Raw genomic sequence first — 15,395 nt, 5'->3', positions numbered from 1 at the left:
CAGGCAGGCAAACTCTCGACCTTCCGGGTTCGCTTCGCGCCCCGGAATGACAGAAAAGGAAATAAAAAATGGGTTTTAAATGCGGTATTGTTGGACTTCCAAATGTTGGAAAATCCACACTTTTCAATGCACTTACCAAAACAGCCAATGCGCAGGCGGCGAACTACCCGTTCTGCACGATTGAGCCCAATGTCGGCGATGTTGCTGTGCCGGAACCGCGTCTTGATAAAATCGCCAAAATTGGCGGCTCCGCTCAAATTATCCCGGCGCGTATGAATTTCGTCGATATTGCCGGCCTCGTAAAAGGCGCCTCCAAGGGCGAAGGCATGGGCAATCAGTTCCTGGGAAACATCCGTGAAACCGACGCTGTGGTTTATGTGCTGCGCTGTTTCGAAGATGACGACATCACCCATGTCGATGGGCGTATTGATCCCATGTCTGACTATGAGACGATTGAAACAGAATTGATGCTGGCCGATCTGGAGAGTCTTGAAAAACGTAAGCCGGGACTTGAGAAAAAACTCAAGCAGAATGATAAGGAAGCCATTCAAACGATGCGCCTGATCGAAAAGGCGATAGACGTTCTGGAAGATGGCAAGCCCGCCCGCACCGCCGAGATCGATGAAGACGACAAGAAAGCCTGGAGAATGCTTCAGCTTTTGACTGCAAAACCCGTTCTATATGTTGCCAATGTCGATGAAGAGAGCGCAGCCACCGGCAATAAGTTTTCCGATAAGGTCGTCGAACACGCCAAATCCGAAGGCGCTCAATCCGTTATTATTTCGGCGCAGATCGAATCGGAAATGGCGGTTCTGGACGATGAAGAACAGGCAGAATATTTAGACGCGATTGGATTGGAAGAACCCGGGCTGAATCGCCTCATCCGCGCAGGGTATAACCTGCTCGACCTACAGACCTATTTTACCGTTGGCCCAAAAGAAGCCCGCGCTTGGACCTTCAAACATGGCTGGACTGCGCCAAAATGCGCCGGCGTCATTCACGGCGATTTCGAAAAAGGCTTTATCCGCGCGGAAACGACTGCCTATGACGATTATGTTGAGAATAACGGTGAACAAGGCGCAAAAGAAGCCGGTAAAGTCCGACAAGAAGGCAAGGAATACCTTGTCAAAGACGGCGACATTATGCTGTTCAAATTCAACGTTTAAGCACGATCCCTGCCCTTAATGTCCGGGGTAGCCAATCAAGACGGAAACCGGGCATCCGGCCTCTTTAAGTTTGTCTGCCCCGCCCAAGTCAGGCAGGTCAACGACAAAAGCGGCGCTCACAACCTCTACTTCGCAGCGGCGCAGTAATTTCAGCGCCGCAAGCGCCGTTCCGCCCGTGGCGATGAGGTCATCGATCAACATGACGCGTTGTCCGGCTTCCACATCATCCACAGAGACTTCCAAGCTGTCCTTACCATATTCGAGGTCATAATCCTCGGAAATGACTTTGCCAGGCAATTTACCTTTCTTACGAACCGGAATGAATCCCAAGCCGAGAGCTGATGCCACCGCCGCGCCAAAGATAAAGCCTCGGGCGTCAATACCGGCAACAGCATCAAGCCCTTCATAAGTCACTCCTGAGACCATCTTGTCGATGGCCACATTGAACGCCACCCGGTTGGCTAAAAGAGGCGTAATATCCCGAAACATAATCCCGGGTTTAGGATGGTCTGGAATGGTCCGGATGTGATCTTCGAGTGTCAGCATTATAAATTCACTTTTTCCGTCTCTGGCATAGTGTGATCTTCGGAGAATGCCCGGCTTTCCCATTCAAGATAGTCCTCATCGCTCATAAGTTCAGAGATATATGTGTCGGAGCGCGTTGTGCGCGGTAGATCATAACTCGCAAACCGTGTTGCAACGGGCGTGTAAAACGCGTCGGCTATTGACCAGTCATTAAACAGAAACGGGCCGTCATGACGCGATAGAAGGTCGTCCCAAAGCTCGCAAATTTCAGCCGCTTCTTCCAGGCATTCCTTAGGCATTTTGCCTGACGTCCGGCGACGCAAATTCATCGGAGCCTCGCGCCGTATCGCTTTAAAGCCTGTATGCATCCGTTCGACCACGTCCCGGGCGAGTTGTTTCTGACCTTCATCTTTAGGCCAAAGATTGGGCACAGCCTTGGCCGCAAATTCGCATATGGCGAGGCTATCAGGCAGATAGTCCTCATTCACTTTTAGGACAGGCACAGTGCCTTCATCTGAAAGTGCGAGTAGCTTCGCTTTATACCCCGGCACATCCAGATCAATAACTTCTTCCTTAAATGGGAGCTCAGATTTACGTAAAACGAGCCAAGGCCGCATTGACCAAGAGGAATAGTTATAATTTCCGATATATAGTTTTAAGGCTGACATAAAGATTAACCTAACAATTTCAGTGCGGTAAGAAGCTTTTCTTTATCTGCTGTGAACCCACTTCTGACCCAAAGAGCTTCCAGAGCCTCGAGCGCTTTACCCATTTTTGGCCCAGGTTCAACCCCGGCGGCTCTCAAGTCCTTGCCAGAAAGCGGGAATTCTGGCCGCTCCCAATCCCGCGTAAAGTTTGCAAATGTTATCCAGCGAGCAGACTTAACCGGATCATTTTCGCCCGCTGCCCGGAGCAGCGTTCGGTCGAGAATTGTCTGCTTTCCTGCGCGGTAAAGAGCCGCCAAACGGTCGCGTTCAGACAAATCCAGTGAAAGGGGCTCACTGTCCTCTGCCCAGCTCCGCAGCCGCTTTGTTTCAGCACCAGACATTTTCAGGCGTTTACATAGAAGCGCCATTTGGAGCGGCTCTCGCGGACTCATTGCCATAAGGCGAAAAAGCGGATCAGGTTTGAAACCTTCTCTTTTCTCAAGTTTTAAAAGAAAGTCTAAACCATCCACATTATTGGCTTCCGGCAACACTGTCTCGAGAATATCATTTGTCAGCATGATATGTAGAGCCCGCGATGGGTCTTGCGCGAGAAGCAATTTCTTGATTTCCGACCAGACCCGTTCCGCAGAGAGCTTTTTGATACCGGCCTTATTTTCTCGGCAGGCCTTAAGAGAATCCGCATCAACTTTTGCCTCACCTCCATACCAGGCCAGAAAACGGAAAAATCTCAAAATGCGGAGATAGTCTTCTTTGACCCGCCTATCCGCTTCTCCGACGAAGCGAAGACGACGGGCTTTCAAATCTTTAAGGCCCAGACCAGTTGGGTCAAACACTTCGCCGGTTTGGCTCGCATAAAGCGCATTGAAAGTGAGGTCACGCCGCTGCGCGTCTTCGCTCCAATCTTTGGTGTAGGTGACTACGGCATGACGGCCATCCGTCTCAACATCACGCCGTAGGCTTGTGATTTCATAGGGCTTTTTATTGATTATAGCGGTTACAGTGCCGTGTGAAACACCGGTCTCGATATAACGGATCCCTGCTTTTTCGAGAGCCGACATCACCTCATCCGGTTCTAAAGCGACGGCCAGATCCGTATCTGTAACGGGCTCGCCCCAGAGCGCATTTCTAACACATCCGCCGACAAAACGCAGATTGTCCTTTGGAAATGCTCCAAATAACGCGGACATAGCTTTGTTCTTCATCCACGGGAACTGCTCTGGGGTCAGGTCATTCATGAGTACGACCCTATCTTACAGTCCGAGCGCGTCCATGGTTTTCTGTCCAAATCCGCGATAGATGTCAGGAAAGTGAGTATCGCCCAGCCCTTTTTCTATCGCTAAAACAGAGAGCAAGCTCCGCCCCTGTGTCGGCGTTTCAGGCTTTAACTCGTAAATCGGATGTTTGAACGCTTCCCGCGCGTCAACAAAATCCCAGCCATCTGCTTTAAGCGCCGAGAGCACATCGTCCAAAAACAGGCCATTCAAAAGAGTGTGGTGCATGAGCATCGTGTGAGGGAGATCGTTATATCCAAGCCTCTCCGCCAGAGACTGAAAGTGGTTAGCCAATGTGATGACCATATCGACATAATAATCACGAAAACCCGACAAATCAGCAGATGGATCGGCTTTGAGATAGGTCTCAAGACGCGTGGCCGTATACCAATCGATTGTGTCTATTGTAACCGGGGCCGTCCGAAAGCCATTCTCCCTTAGAAATTTTCGATAATGTTCGATTTTTTTAAGGTCGCCGCCTTCTGCCAGAAAGGGAAAACGGAAAATCTTTTCGTATCCGGCATAATTTGACATAAGTTCGTCGTTTTTGAGGATATCTGCTTCTATCACTCTCACGTCTTCTTCAGTCGAATTCATATGGGTATAAGTGTGGTTGCCGAGCAGGTGCCCCGCCTCTGACCAGGTTTGTACGACTTTGTCACCAATTTCATTATTCACGAATTGCCCCGTCACAAAGCCCGCAGCCTTATGGTTATGTTTCGCAAGCGCGCTTAAAATGCGTTCATTCCGCTCCAATGGCTGCAGGACCTGACTAAAATTCAGATTAAAATCATCCATAGTCACAGCGAGTCGTGGCTTAGGTCCCGCCATGATATTAGGCGCGCAAGCTGTAAAAGTTGCAGCGGCCGAACCAATTAAAAATTCACGCCTTTTCATTGACTTACAGGCTTTGCATAAAGTCGCTCATAAAGCCGGTAAATCATCATGGCTGTCATTCCCCATATATTGCGATGCACCTTATCGGGCCCGTTATAGGGCATGTCTATCAGGCGGTGGTCTTGACCGTCAAAGAAAACCTCTCGGGGTTTATGAGATGTTGGATTCATCAGAAAGCTCATAGGCACTTCAAAAATATCTTCCACTTCGCCGGGATTGGCTTTCATGACGGCTTCGGCTTTAAGAACCCCGATAAAAGGCGTTACCCGGTAAGAGCTCACCGCATCGAAAGAGGGCAAGCGGCCTATGAGGGTAATACTCTCAGATCCAACTCCAATTTCCTCTTCTGTCTCGCGTATGGCAGCGGCTCTGACAGTCTCGTCTTTTTCCTGTTTCCCGCCCGGAAAGCTGATTTGCCCGGGATGAGAGGGCATCGTCTCGGGGCGCTGCGTCAGAACGACATTCCAACCATTATGACGCCGCACCAGCAGCGCCAAAACGGCGGCAACACGCTGCCCCTCACGCTTCACCCTGTCTGAACCATCGGTGATATCTAAGGGCAAGAGCACATCTTTCAAGGCCGATATGACCTCTGCTTCGCTAACGTCCGCCCACTCCATGATTACACTTTATGAGCGCCAACGGGACCAAGCGGAAAGAACTCCCCTGCTGCCCAAATGCCTAGCTGCTCTCCTTGGTCAGTCATATGTGTAACGGCCTGATCAACCAGTTCATAAAAAACCGGGCGGGCCAAGGCGGCCTCTAATCGCCCGCGCACGGTCACAAAGGGGGATGGCTCCATCGTCTCTGCATCTGTTTCAACGCGGATCGGATTGTCAGGTCCGGCTTCAGCTACGTCACCCAAATTTGTGGTAAAGAATATCCGTTGGTCTTTCCCCTCACCTTCGATATCCACTCTGACGGCCATGAAATGGGCGCGCTCGACTTTAATTTCTATTTTTTCCACAGGCGTGACGAGGTAGGTTTTACCATCTTCGTCCTTGCGCAAAATCGAAGCAAAGAGTTTGACAAGGGGCTGACGCGTGACCCGCGTGCCTTCATGCCACCAAGACCCATCGGCCTTGATTACCATATCCATTTCGCCGCAATTTTCAGGATGCCATTGCTCGACTGGGCGTTCGCCCTCTTCTGTATCTTTCAGCGCGTCGAGCAGGTCTTGCAATGAGAACTGCGAGTTACGGGCATTTAACGGGATTTCCATAGACTTTCGTCCTAGCGTCATTCAAAGTTTCTGTGTGAATCACAGCTTTGTCATAGCGGATGATTCCGCAAGACTTAATAGATTTACGCATGTTAAGCCAAAACCGTTTCCTTCTTCTGCAAACCAGAAAAAGGGAAACCTGAAAGACGCGTCCCCCGGGACCACAAACATTATTGGATAAGCCAGAGACATATGACCGCAATGACGACATCCCTTCCGGCCGGTAAAAACATCGAAGCCGAAGCAGACAAAGCAATCGCCAAGCTCAGCGCGGCTCAAACTGAAATCGGAAGCGTCATATTGGGACAACGCAATGTGGTGGATTTGTCCTTGATTTCGATTCTCTCTGGCGGGCACGCTTTATTGGTCGGCGTTCCAGGCCTTGCGAAGTCTTTGCTGGTTGAAACTCTTGGCACTGTCTTAGGCCTATCGGAAAAACGGGTTCAATTTACACCTGACCTCATGCCGGCAGATATCCTCGGCGCCGAAGTCTTGGAAGAATCCGAAAGCGGTAAACGGGCGTTTCGTTTCATCAAGGGGCCAGTTTTTAGCCAGCTTTTAATGGCGGATGAGATTAACCGCGCCTCCCCCCGTACGCAGTCGGCTTTGCTACAGGCCATGCAGGAAAAGATCGTAACCATTGCCGGGGCGAAACATGTTCTGCCCAAGCCGTTTCACGTTCTGGCAACCCAGAACCCGATTGAGCAGGAAGGCACATACCCTCTCCCCGAAGCCCAGCTTGACCGCTTCCTCCTGCAGATTGATGTCAATTTTCCGACTTTGGACACGGAGCGCTCTATTCTGCTCGCGACGACCGGGGCAAAGTCAGCCAAAGCCTCGAAAGCTATGACCTCTAAAGACCTTATGGCGATGCAAACCCTCGTGCGAAACCTGCCGGTTGGAGAAAAAGTGGTAAATGCGATTTTGACGCTCACCCGGAACGCCCGGCCAGATCAGACTGAATTACAAAGCGTTCAGACAGATGTGTCCTGGGGACCAGGTCCCCGGGCTGGTCAGGCGCTGATGCTGGCAACGCGCGCTAAGGCTCTACTTGATGGACGTCTTTCTCCGAGTATCGATGATGTGCTGGAGTTGGCAGGTCCGGTGTTGAGACACCGCATGGCGCTGACTTTCGCCGCAAGAGCCAGCGGAACAAAGATTGACCATGTCATTGATCAGTTAAAAGACAGCCTGCGCTAGGAATGCATCAGACGACGCTAAATAATAAGGCCGCTTTGCGTCTTAAGGCGCGGACTCTGGCCTCTAACTATCCGACTCTTTTGGCCGAGGCGGAACGTGTGGCGGCAATTATGGCCTCCGGTCTTCATGGACGGCGCAAGGCCGGTCAGGGCGAGACTTTCTGGCAATATAGGCCCTATGATTCTTCTGATGCGGCCAATCGTATTGATTGGCGCCGCTCGGCTCGCGGAGACTCCTTATTTGTTCGCGACAATGAATGGGAAGCTGCCCATACGATTTATTTCTGGCAGGACAAAGACGCCGGGATGGATTGGGCTTCTCACAAAAATTTCCCGCTTAAAAGCGAGCGCGCGGCTGTCCTGTCACTGGCAATAAGTCACCTTTTAATGCAGGCAGGCGAACGCTGCGCGATTTTGGGCTCTGAGCATCGGTCTCGAACGGGGCGCAAAGGTTTGGACCGCTTATTTGAAGACTTCATTACGACTCCTGGCACGCATTCAGATTTCAAAAGCGATATGCGGCCCCATTCCAAAGTCGTTATCGCGTCTGACTTTCTTGGGCCGATAGAGACCTGGACGGAAGAACTGGCCAAGGTTGCCGAACGTCCGACCCAAGGCATAATGCTCCATATTGTGGACCCGGCCGAAGAAGCTTTTCCCTATAAAGGCCGGCTTCAACTCAAAATGCCGGGATTGGAAACAGTTAAGTCCTTGATCGTCGGGCGAGCAGAAACAGCGCAACAGGCTTATCAGAGCCGGTTTGAACGTCATAAGTCAGATATTGACGCGCTCGCCCGCCGTCTGGGGTGGCAAGTCATTCGTCATCACACAAATGAACCCGCCACCACCGCCTTAAACCGCCTATATGGATTATTATCCGGCCAGCCAGCGGATTACCGCTCATGAGCGGCCTGACGTTCCTTGCGCCTTTGGCTTTATTGGGCCTACTCGCCTTGCCGCTGGTCTGGTGGATCTTGCGGATTGCACCGCCCAAACCAAAAACGCAAAGCTTTCCACCCATGCGTCTGTTCGCAGATATTCAGACCGAAGAGGAAACACCGGCTAAAACGCCCTTATGGCTTTTACTTTTCAGGCTTTTGATGATCGCGCTTATCACTTTAGCCTTAGCCGGCCCGATTTTTAAAAAGTCTGCGGTTGAGACCCAACAACCCCTCCTCTTGATGATCGACAATAGCTGGCTTTCGGCCCCCTTCTGGTCAGAAATTCTCAATGAAGCGGAAGCACAGGTTAAAAAAGCGCGCCGGGAAAATGTAAATGTTGCCCTGGTATTGACTAACGCCAGAGAACAGACACCTTCATTTGAGCCGGCGCAATCAGCTCTTGAAACAATTGAAACTCTTCAGCCAGAGGCGTGGATTGAAGATTACAGCACTTTAGAAGAAACGCTTAGCAGTCTGAATTTAAACAACAAAAGCGGAACCTTTCTTTCGTCCGGACTATCAAGGTCTGATCAAGAGTTGCCAGAGCAAAATTTAAGCGCTCTTTCGGATTTGAACGTTTATGTGCCGGTCGGTGTTACAGAGATTGCCCTGCCGACTTTCACCCGCGAGGTTCCGAATGGTTTTGAGAGCGGATGGTCACGTCCGGTTTCCGGCCCGGTCCCAATTGATTTAACGGTGCAAGCCATGAGTAATGATAATGCCGTATTGGCGCGGTCCGATTTGCAATTTGCGCCCGGAGAAAGCCAGGGGACAGCCAGATTTGAACTCCCAGCCCAACTACGCAATCGCGTAACGCATATTCAGCTTTCAGATTCTAAATCCGCTGGCTCCGTAAAATTACTCGATGATAGCTGGGGACGCCCCCTCATCGGCGTTCTGAGCAGCAGCGGCGATACAGCGAGTCCGCTCTTATCCGAACCCTTTTATGCCAGAACCGCCCTTGAGCCTTACGCTGATATTTATGACGGAGACCTGGAGGCTCTCCTGGCCGTTAATCCCAGCGTGATCGTTATGCCTGACAGCCAGAGAACAAGCGATGAAAGGTTAGAAAATTTTGTCGAAACCGGGGGCGTCCTGATACGGTTTGCCGGGCCAAAACTTGCCAAGCGCCTGGATAGTCTTGTGCCTGTTCAGCTCAGGGGCGGCGGCCGCTCTATCGGAGGCGCTCTGAGCTGGGAAACACCGCAGACACTCGCGCCCTTTGAAACGGATAGTCCGTTTTTTGGCTTGGAAATCTCTGATGAAGTTACAATTTCACAGCAAGTTATGGCTGAACCGGGAATTGAGACGGATACACGAAGCTGGGCAAGGCTGGAAGACGGCTCCCCGATCGTGACGGCGGCTCCAAGAGGCGAAGGCTTAATCGTCTTATTCCATGTCACCGCCGGGCCGGAATGGTCAAATCTCGCCTTGAGCGGGCTCTATGTCGATATGCTGCGCCGCATCTTGCCGCTGGCCAAAAACAAGGCCCAGCCTGCCGAGGAAACCGAAGGCGGAGAGTGGGTCGCCAACACTGTTTTAAATGGGTTTGGACGGTTCGAGTCTCCGGAAGCGAGCGTTATCACTTTATCAGACGCACAGTTTGAAACCGCGAAGGCAAGCCAGCAAACACCCCCCGGTTTTTACACACAAGGCACTCGCCGCCGCGCCCTGCAAACGGTGCAAGAGGTGGAAAACATCACAGCTCTCCCCTTACCCGCAGGCGCAAATCGTAAACAATATGGCAGCACAAAATTGCAAAGTCTGGCCGGGATTGGGCTGGCTATTGGCCTGATAGGGTTGGCGTTAGACGCCCTTTTCGCATTGTTTATGTCTGGCCGCCGCCCCGTCTTTTTCAGGCGTTCCCCACAACTGGCGACAATACTGGCTCTTGGCATAATCGGGTTGGTTCCTGCCTCTGACGCCCTGGCTCAAACTTCGCAAGAGCCAGAAATCAGCGCAAAAGTCAGCACCGCGGCGACCGGGCTCCATTTTGGTTATATTAAAACTGGAAATGGGCGTGTCGACAGTTTGACGGAAACCGGACTTGAAAGTCTGGGTAAGCAATTACAGGTTCGTACGACCATTGATGTTGAAGGCGTCGACGGTGTCGACCCAGCTGTAGATGCTCTCGCGCTCTACCCTTTTCTGTATTGGGCCGTTTCCCGCGACTCCCAGCCGCCCTCTGACGAGGCGGTCACCGCCCTGAATGCCTATATGGAAAGCGGCGGCACAATTGTCTTTGATACAAGAGATTCTGCCGATAGCGCGGTGACGGGTAATGCCGCCAATCCTGGCTTAACAAACATTACCCAATCCCTTGATGTTCCTCGCCTTATTCCCGTTCCTAACGATCACGTTTTAACCAAGGCCTTTTACCTCCTTCAATCTTTTCCGGGCCGATATGCCAATGGGCAGGTCTGGGTCGACGCGGCCAGTAACGCAGCGGGCCGCGACGGTGTCAGCCCCGTTATTATTGGCGGACATGACTGGGCCGCCGCCTGGGCGCTTGATGATGACAACCGACCGATCATTGAACTGGACGAAACCCTCCCAAGGCAACGTGAATTTGCCGCGCGGTTTGGCGTCAATCTGGCCATGTACACGCTCGCCGGAAACTATAAAGCGGATCAGGTTCATTCTGCCATATTGGTGGAACGCCTCGGCAATGAACGCGCCAGAGATATCGGGCTAGATACATTGGAAGGAGACGAAAATGAGTGATCTTCTCTCCGCCCTCGCCTTTGATCCTATCCTGCCGCCCTGGCTTGTCATTTCACTCGGCGCGGCCATATTCTTGGCGGCGCTCCTGACAGCGACCTCAGGATTGAAAAGCTATTTTTGGCGACTAACCGCGGGATTGTTTTTGTTGTTAGCGGTTTTAAACCCGCAACAGGTTGATGAAGATAGAGAGCCCCTGCCGGACTCGGTTATTGTCTTGAATGATATTTCGCAGTCCATGACTGTAGGTGATCGCCCGCAAGCCCGCCGCGCCATTTTGGGCGGTCTGAAAGAAAGCTTGGAGCAAGACCAAAGCCTGGAATTCATACAGGTTGATGTGAATGGCTCGGAAAGCGGCACCAAGTTCAGCGCCCCCCTTGTCGAGGCTTTGGGGACGGCGGGCAGCAACCGTATTGCGGGCGTTATCGCCCTGACGGATGGACAAGTGCATGACAATATGGACACTTTGGAATCTGTCGTTCCCGAAAATGTTCCTTTCCACGCCCTCGTCATTGGAGACCCCGAAGCACGCGATCGACGCATTCGGGCTTTGACGGCCCCGCGCTTCGGCCTTGTCGGAGAAATCGCCGAGTTTGAGTTGCAGGTCGATGACCCCGGTCATGAAGGTGAACGCGCTCTCATCGAAGTCAAATTGAACGGAGTTCCTAAAGCTCGCTTTCCGATCACAATCGGCAACTCTCTCTCCATTCCCTTGGAGATTGAACGTCGAGGCTCGAACACTGTCGAAATGAATGTCGTTGCTGCTGAGAACGAGCTTACCCTCAACAATAATGTATTTGTTAGCGAAATTTCGGGCATTCGCGATCGGCTGCGAGTGCTGCTCATTACCGGTGAGCCGCATAACGGGGGACGGGCTTGGCGAAATCTGTTGAAAAGCGATCCGGCCATTGATCTTGTGCATTTTACGATTCTGACGATGCCGCGCATTAATGCGACGAATGCCCGCGAAAGCGAATTGTCACTTATTCAGTTTCCGACCCGTCAGCTCTTTGAAGAAAAACTGGATGAATTTGATTTGATAATTTTTGACCATTACCGACGTCGCTCTACGAGCGGGCGCGTAGGAGGCACGTTGTCTATTATACGGCCGAGCTACTTTAGTAACATTGTCGAATATGTCGAAGACGGCGGGGCGTTACTCCTCGGCACGGGGCCGGCCTTTGCCAGTCAGGATAGTCTTTTCCGCTCTCCCCTTGCCTCTATTCTGCCGACCCGGCCCACAGGCGAAGTTACTCTGGACACTTTTCGCCCCAGCCTGAACAGCAAGGGACGACGCCATCCCATCACCTCTTCTTTCAAAGGGCAGGAAGAAGCCAATTGGGGGCGCTGGTTCCGCCTTATCAATAACACACCCATCAGCGGTGATGTGCTTATGGAGGGTGCTGATGGCGCCCCGCTCTTTGTTATAGACAAAATCGGTAAGGGCCGCGTAGCCATGCTGATGTCCGATCAATCCTGGCTGTGGTCTAAAGGCTATGATGGCGGAGGGCCCTACCGGGAAATGTTTAGACGAACCGCTCACTGGCTGATGGGCGAACCTGATCTGGAAGCTGAAACTTTGCGCGCCTCTGCTGAAGGGCAGGATATCATGATCGAGCGACGAAGCCTTGAAGACATTTCTGCACCTGTGACGGTGCTGACGCCTTCGGGAACTGAACGTAGCATTACGCTCTCGCAAGTCTCCGAAGGCCTGTTTCGTGGCAAATTACCTGCGGAAGGCTTTGGCGCTTATCGTTTTCAACAGGGCGATGTCAGTACAATTACGGCTATTGGAGCCCTCAATCCGAAAGAATACTCCGAACTCTTTCCAACCACCGAAGTTCTTTCGCCTTTAATCGAGAGGACAGATGGATTTATTGAAACTGTCGGTTTGGGAAATGAGACTTTGCCGCAATTACGGCGCGTTGACCTTAAAGCCGACGCCTCCGGAGAAAGCTGGATGGGACTGAGGTCCTACAAGGATTACACCGTGACCCGAAGCCAGCGACAACCTCTTGTCCACCCTCTGCTTTTCTTCTCTCTATTTTTCCTGAGTCTGGCTGTCGCCTGGTGGCGGGAAGGTCTGTAAGGTCATGAATACCGGAAAATTGGCGATAGGATGCATTAAGTCTTTCTTTGTGTTGTACTTGTAAAGCGAAAGAGTGAAGTTAGAGGGGACGTCTCATGCTAAGAAAAATCACCTATTTTACCATTTTAACGCTAATTTCCACTTCATTGAGTGGATGTCTGGCGGCCAAGGTGACCGGGAAAGCTGCGGCTCTCCCCTTTCAAGCCGTCGGAAAAACAGCTGAAATTGGCGGCAAGACCGTTTATGGGACAGGAAAACTGGCGGGTCAGGCCGTTTATGGCACAGGTAAAATGGCTTACGGCACCGGGAAATTTGTTGGGAAATCTACTCTCGCGACAGGAAAAGGCGTATATTACGTCGGTTCGATCCCGGTTAAAATCACAGACCAAGCCCTTGATACAACGGCTCAAATATTAACAATCACAACTCAAGCCATTGATATGTCGGGACAGGTTTACGTCACATCCAGACAAATTCAGTCTTATGAACTCGATAGAGAACTCGAAACACTCCGGGGCGCAAGCAATATATTGAGTGTCTTAGTGGACGTTTTTTAATCATCCAAGCTTGAACCTCGTCGCCTAAAACATTGAAAATTACGCTAATTCATGTTATACACTTACAAAAGGAGTATATTATGAAACAGTCAATCAAATTAGGTGCCCTTTCAATTATTGCCGCTTCAATCGGTTTTGCAGCCCCTCTCACAGCCAGTGCGGGCGGAGTCGGATATGAAAGCAATCTCTCGACAGTATTAGCGACGCCGGTTTCTGTGGATGTCAAACTAAGTGATGAGCTTGCCTTTCGCGCTAACAACTTACCTAAAAAATTAAGTGACCGTGGGTCTGGACTCAATACGAATAATGGATTCTCCGGAAATGGCTTTTATGGCGAAGAAGCACTTGAGGATCTTCGAAAGGATCTGTTTGAAGATATAACAAGACGTCTTGAAAAAGAGGGTCTGCAAGTGGCAGAAAATGCCCCTGCCAAACTGGTTTTAACAATTGAAGATGTTAAAAATAATCGTCCTACTTTTGAGCAACTTTCCCGTGAGCCGAGCCTGTCCTATCAAAGCTTTGGAATTGGCGGTGCTGAATTGAAAGGTGAATTATTCGATGCAAGCGGCGTTTCTCTCGGAACGATGGATTACCGCTGGTACGACTCCTTCATCCAAAACGCCAATTTTGCCAGCGGTACCTGGACAGATACGAAGCGGGCTTTTGGCCGGTTTTCCAAGAAGGTTGCCGAAGATTTGGCAGGATAACTTACGTAAAATTTGATAAATCAGGGAACCCCGATATATTTATGCGTCTGAACACTTAAACGCCATTTCGGGTTTTCCAAACAATATTTGAAGGCGGCTTCAGAGTGAGCCGCCTGATTTTTATCATCCAATGGCTGAAGACTGAATACCCCAAAATCCAGATCTGAGAAATCCTCAGGTCTGTTTTCTTTTTGTGGGTAAACCAATTTCAATTCGTGACCAGATGTCTGAACCAAAGGGGCGTCGGCCTTTGGGCTCACACAAATCCAATCTATGCCATCTGGCAGAGCAATCGTGCCGTTTGTTTCGATCGCAACTTTGAAGTCTTTTTTCTGCAGAGCCTCAATTAAGACCGCGTCAAGTTGGAGCGCAGGTTCACCCCCTGTGCAAACAACCCATTTCTGTCCCGATTTGGGCCAAAATTTATCAATGTGCGCCGCCAGCTCATCCGCGGATTTAAATTTACCCCCTCCCGGGCCATTTGTACCAACGAAATCCGTATCGCAGAACTGGCAAACAGCTTTGGCTCGGTCTCGTTCCAAGCCCGACCACAAATTACAACCGGCAAAGCGCAGAAAGACGGCCGTAATTCCGGCCTGAGCCCCCTCGCCTTGCACTGTTAGATAACATTCTTTGACGGCGTAGCTCATCCGGCCTTATATCCTTCCCAACCGGCGGCTCGGAGCTCGCAAGCCGGGCAATCGCCGCAGCCATATCCCCAAGCATTTAGGGTCTCATGATCGCCTTTATAGCAGCTGTGGGTCTGGCGGTTTACGACGTCCACCAAGGCCTTGCCCCCCAACGTCTCACACAGCTCCCACGCCCCTGTTTTTGACAAGTACATAAGAGGAGTTTCTATTGACATGGGTTTAGCGAGACCCAGAGCGAGAGCCTTCATCTGAGCCTCCAAAGTCTCTTTGCGGCAATCCGGATATCCAGAAAAATCAGCCTCACACATGCCTCCAATCAGCGTTGTGATGCCGCGGCGATAAGCGAGCGCGCCGGCGAACGTCAAAAAGACCAGGTTACGGCCAGGAACAAAGGTGTTGGGGAGGCCGTCTTCGTTCATTTCAATGGCTACGTCCCGGGTCAAAGCCGTCTCGCTCATTTGTCCCAATACTGATAAATCAAGAATATGATCCTCGCCCAAACGGGCTTGCCAATCTCGATTCAAAGCCGGAATCATGTCCCGGATAGTTTTGCGGCAGTTCATTTCCACATCATGGCGTTGGCCATAATGAAACCCGACAGTCTCAACCCGCTCAAATTTATCCAGCGCCCACGCCAAACAGGTGGCCGAATCCTGGCCTCCTGAAAAAAGCAGTAAGGCTTTTCCTGAGAGTTGTGTGTCTGGATGAGTCATAATTTGCGCCCCTTAACCAGTTTGCTGTTTCGTTTCCAGTCAATCCGACAGATATGATGGCACATAAAC

Annotated in this window: 15 protein-coding genes; 7 read left to right on the top strand and 8 right to left on the bottom strand. The window is 51.2% G+C overall.

What is annotated here, in order from left to right; genetic code table 11:
- The first annotated feature begins 68 nt into the window (after positions 1-68).
- Positions 69-1,166 (top strand): redox-regulated ATPase YchF, encoded by a 1,098-nt coding sequence (gene ychF, locus ACN0IC_RS04660; RefSeq protein ID WP_416877597.1) that lies wholly within the window; start codon positions 69-71, stop codon positions 1,164-1,166.
- Positions 1,167-1,181: 15 nt separating this feature from the next.
- Here the strand turns inward: ychF and ACN0IC_RS04655 are convergent, their stop codons facing one another.
- The 6 genes from ACN0IC_RS04655 to ACN0IC_RS04630 are packed head-to-tail and all read right to left on the bottom strand — an operon-like array spanning position 1,182 to position 5,770.
- Positions 1,182-1,712 (bottom strand): adenine phosphoribosyltransferase, encoded by a 531-nt coding sequence (locus ACN0IC_RS04655; protein WP_416877596.1) that lies wholly within the window; start codon positions 1,710-1,712, stop codon positions 1,182-1,184.
- Positions 1,712-2,359, bottom strand: a complete 648-nt coding sequence (locus ACN0IC_RS04650) for a glutathione S-transferase N-terminal domain-containing protein (protein WP_416877595.1) — start codon at positions 2,357-2,359, stop codon at positions 1,712-1,714. The genes ACN0IC_RS04655 and ACN0IC_RS04650 overlap by 1 nt, the downstream gene beginning before the upstream one ends.
- A 5-nt stretch (positions 2,360-2,364) precedes the next feature.
- Positions 2,365-3,594 (bottom strand): CCA tRNA nucleotidyltransferase, encoded by a 1,230-nt coding sequence (locus tag ACN0IC_RS04645; RefSeq protein WP_416877594.1) that lies wholly within the window; start codon positions 3,592-3,594, stop codon positions 2,365-2,367.
- A 15-nt stretch (positions 3,595-3,609) separates the two neighbouring features.
- Positions 3,610-4,527 (bottom strand): polysaccharide deacetylase family protein, encoded by a 918-nt coding sequence (locus ACN0IC_RS04640; protein WP_416877593.1) that lies wholly within the window; start codon positions 4,525-4,527, stop codon positions 3,610-3,612.
- Positions 4,524-5,147 carry an NUDIX hydrolase gene (locus ACN0IC_RS04635; RefSeq protein WP_416877592.1) on the bottom strand — a complete coding sequence of 208 codons (624 nt, stop codon included), beginning with the start codon at positions 5,145-5,147 and terminating at the stop codon, positions 4,524-4,526. Before ACN0IC_RS04635 ends, ACN0IC_RS04640 begins: the two co-directional genes overlap by 4 nt.
- Before the next feature lie 2 nt (positions 5,148-5,149).
- Positions 5,150-5,770 carry a DUF1285 domain-containing protein gene (locus ACN0IC_RS04630; RefSeq protein ID WP_416877591.1) on the bottom strand — a complete coding sequence of 207 codons (621 nt, stop codon included), beginning with the start codon at positions 5,768-5,770 and terminating at the stop codon, positions 5,150-5,152.
- Positions 5,771-5,941: 171 nt separating this feature from the next.
- Between ACN0IC_RS04630 and ACN0IC_RS04625 the strand changes: the two genes are divergently transcribed.
- The 6 genes from ACN0IC_RS04625 (at position 5,942) to ACN0IC_RS04600 (ending at position 13,963) form a co-directional block, all read left to right on the top strand.
- On the top strand, positions 5,942-6,949 hold the full coding sequence (locus tag ACN0IC_RS04625) for an AAA family ATPase (RefSeq protein ID WP_416877590.1): 1,008 nt from the start codon (positions 5,942-5,944) through the stop codon (positions 6,947-6,949).
- A 2-nt stretch (positions 6,950-6,951) separates the two neighbouring features.
- The gene (locus ACN0IC_RS04620) at positions 6,952-7,854 is read left to right on the top strand and encodes a DUF58 domain-containing protein (protein WP_416877589.1); all 903 of its coding nucleotides are present in this window, start codon (positions 6,952-6,954) and stop codon (positions 7,852-7,854) included.
- Complete coding sequence (locus ACN0IC_RS04615; RefSeq protein WP_416877588.1) at positions 7,851-10,613, top strand: DUF4159 domain-containing protein; 2,763 nt, start codon at positions 7,851-7,853, stop codon at positions 10,611-10,613. The genes ACN0IC_RS04620 and ACN0IC_RS04615 overlap by 4 nt, the downstream gene beginning before the upstream one ends.
- Entirely contained in the window at positions 10,606-12,699 is a 2,094-nt protein-coding gene (locus ACN0IC_RS04610) for a hypothetical protein (protein WP_416877587.1), read from the top strand. The genes ACN0IC_RS04615 and ACN0IC_RS04610 overlap by 8 nt, the downstream gene beginning before the upstream one ends.
- A 95-nt stretch (positions 12,700-12,794) precedes the next feature.
- Complete coding sequence (locus ACN0IC_RS04605) at positions 12,795-13,256, top strand: hypothetical protein (protein ID WP_416877586.1); 462 nt, start codon at positions 12,795-12,797, stop codon at positions 13,254-13,256.
- 80 nt (positions 13,257-13,336) lie between these two features.
- Entirely contained in the window at positions 13,337-13,963 is a 627-nt protein-coding gene (locus ACN0IC_RS04600) for a hypothetical protein (RefSeq protein WP_416877585.1), read from the top strand.
- A gap of 20 nt (positions 13,964-13,983) precedes the next feature.
- On the opposite strand, the gene queE is transcribed toward ACN0IC_RS04600, so the two are convergent.
- Positions 13,984-14,613 (bottom strand): 7-carboxy-7-deazaguanine synthase, encoded by a 630-nt coding sequence (gene queE, locus ACN0IC_RS04595; RefSeq protein ID WP_416877584.1) that lies wholly within the window; start codon positions 14,611-14,613, stop codon positions 13,984-13,986.
- A complete protein-coding gene (gene queC / locus ACN0IC_RS04590) occupies positions 14,610-15,326 on the bottom strand; it encodes a 7-cyano-7-deazaguanine synthase QueC (RefSeq protein ID WP_416877583.1) in 717 nt (238 codons plus the stop codon). Before queC ends, queE begins: the two co-directional genes overlap by 4 nt.
- Positions 15,327-15,395 lie beyond the last annotated feature (69 nt).

This window comes from Litorimonas sp. (genome assembly GCA_029936425.1).
Lineage (GTDB): Bacteria > Pseudomonadota > Alphaproteobacteria > Caulobacterales > Maricaulaceae > Litorimonas.
This window is presented reverse-complemented; position numbering and strand designations above follow the sequence as displayed.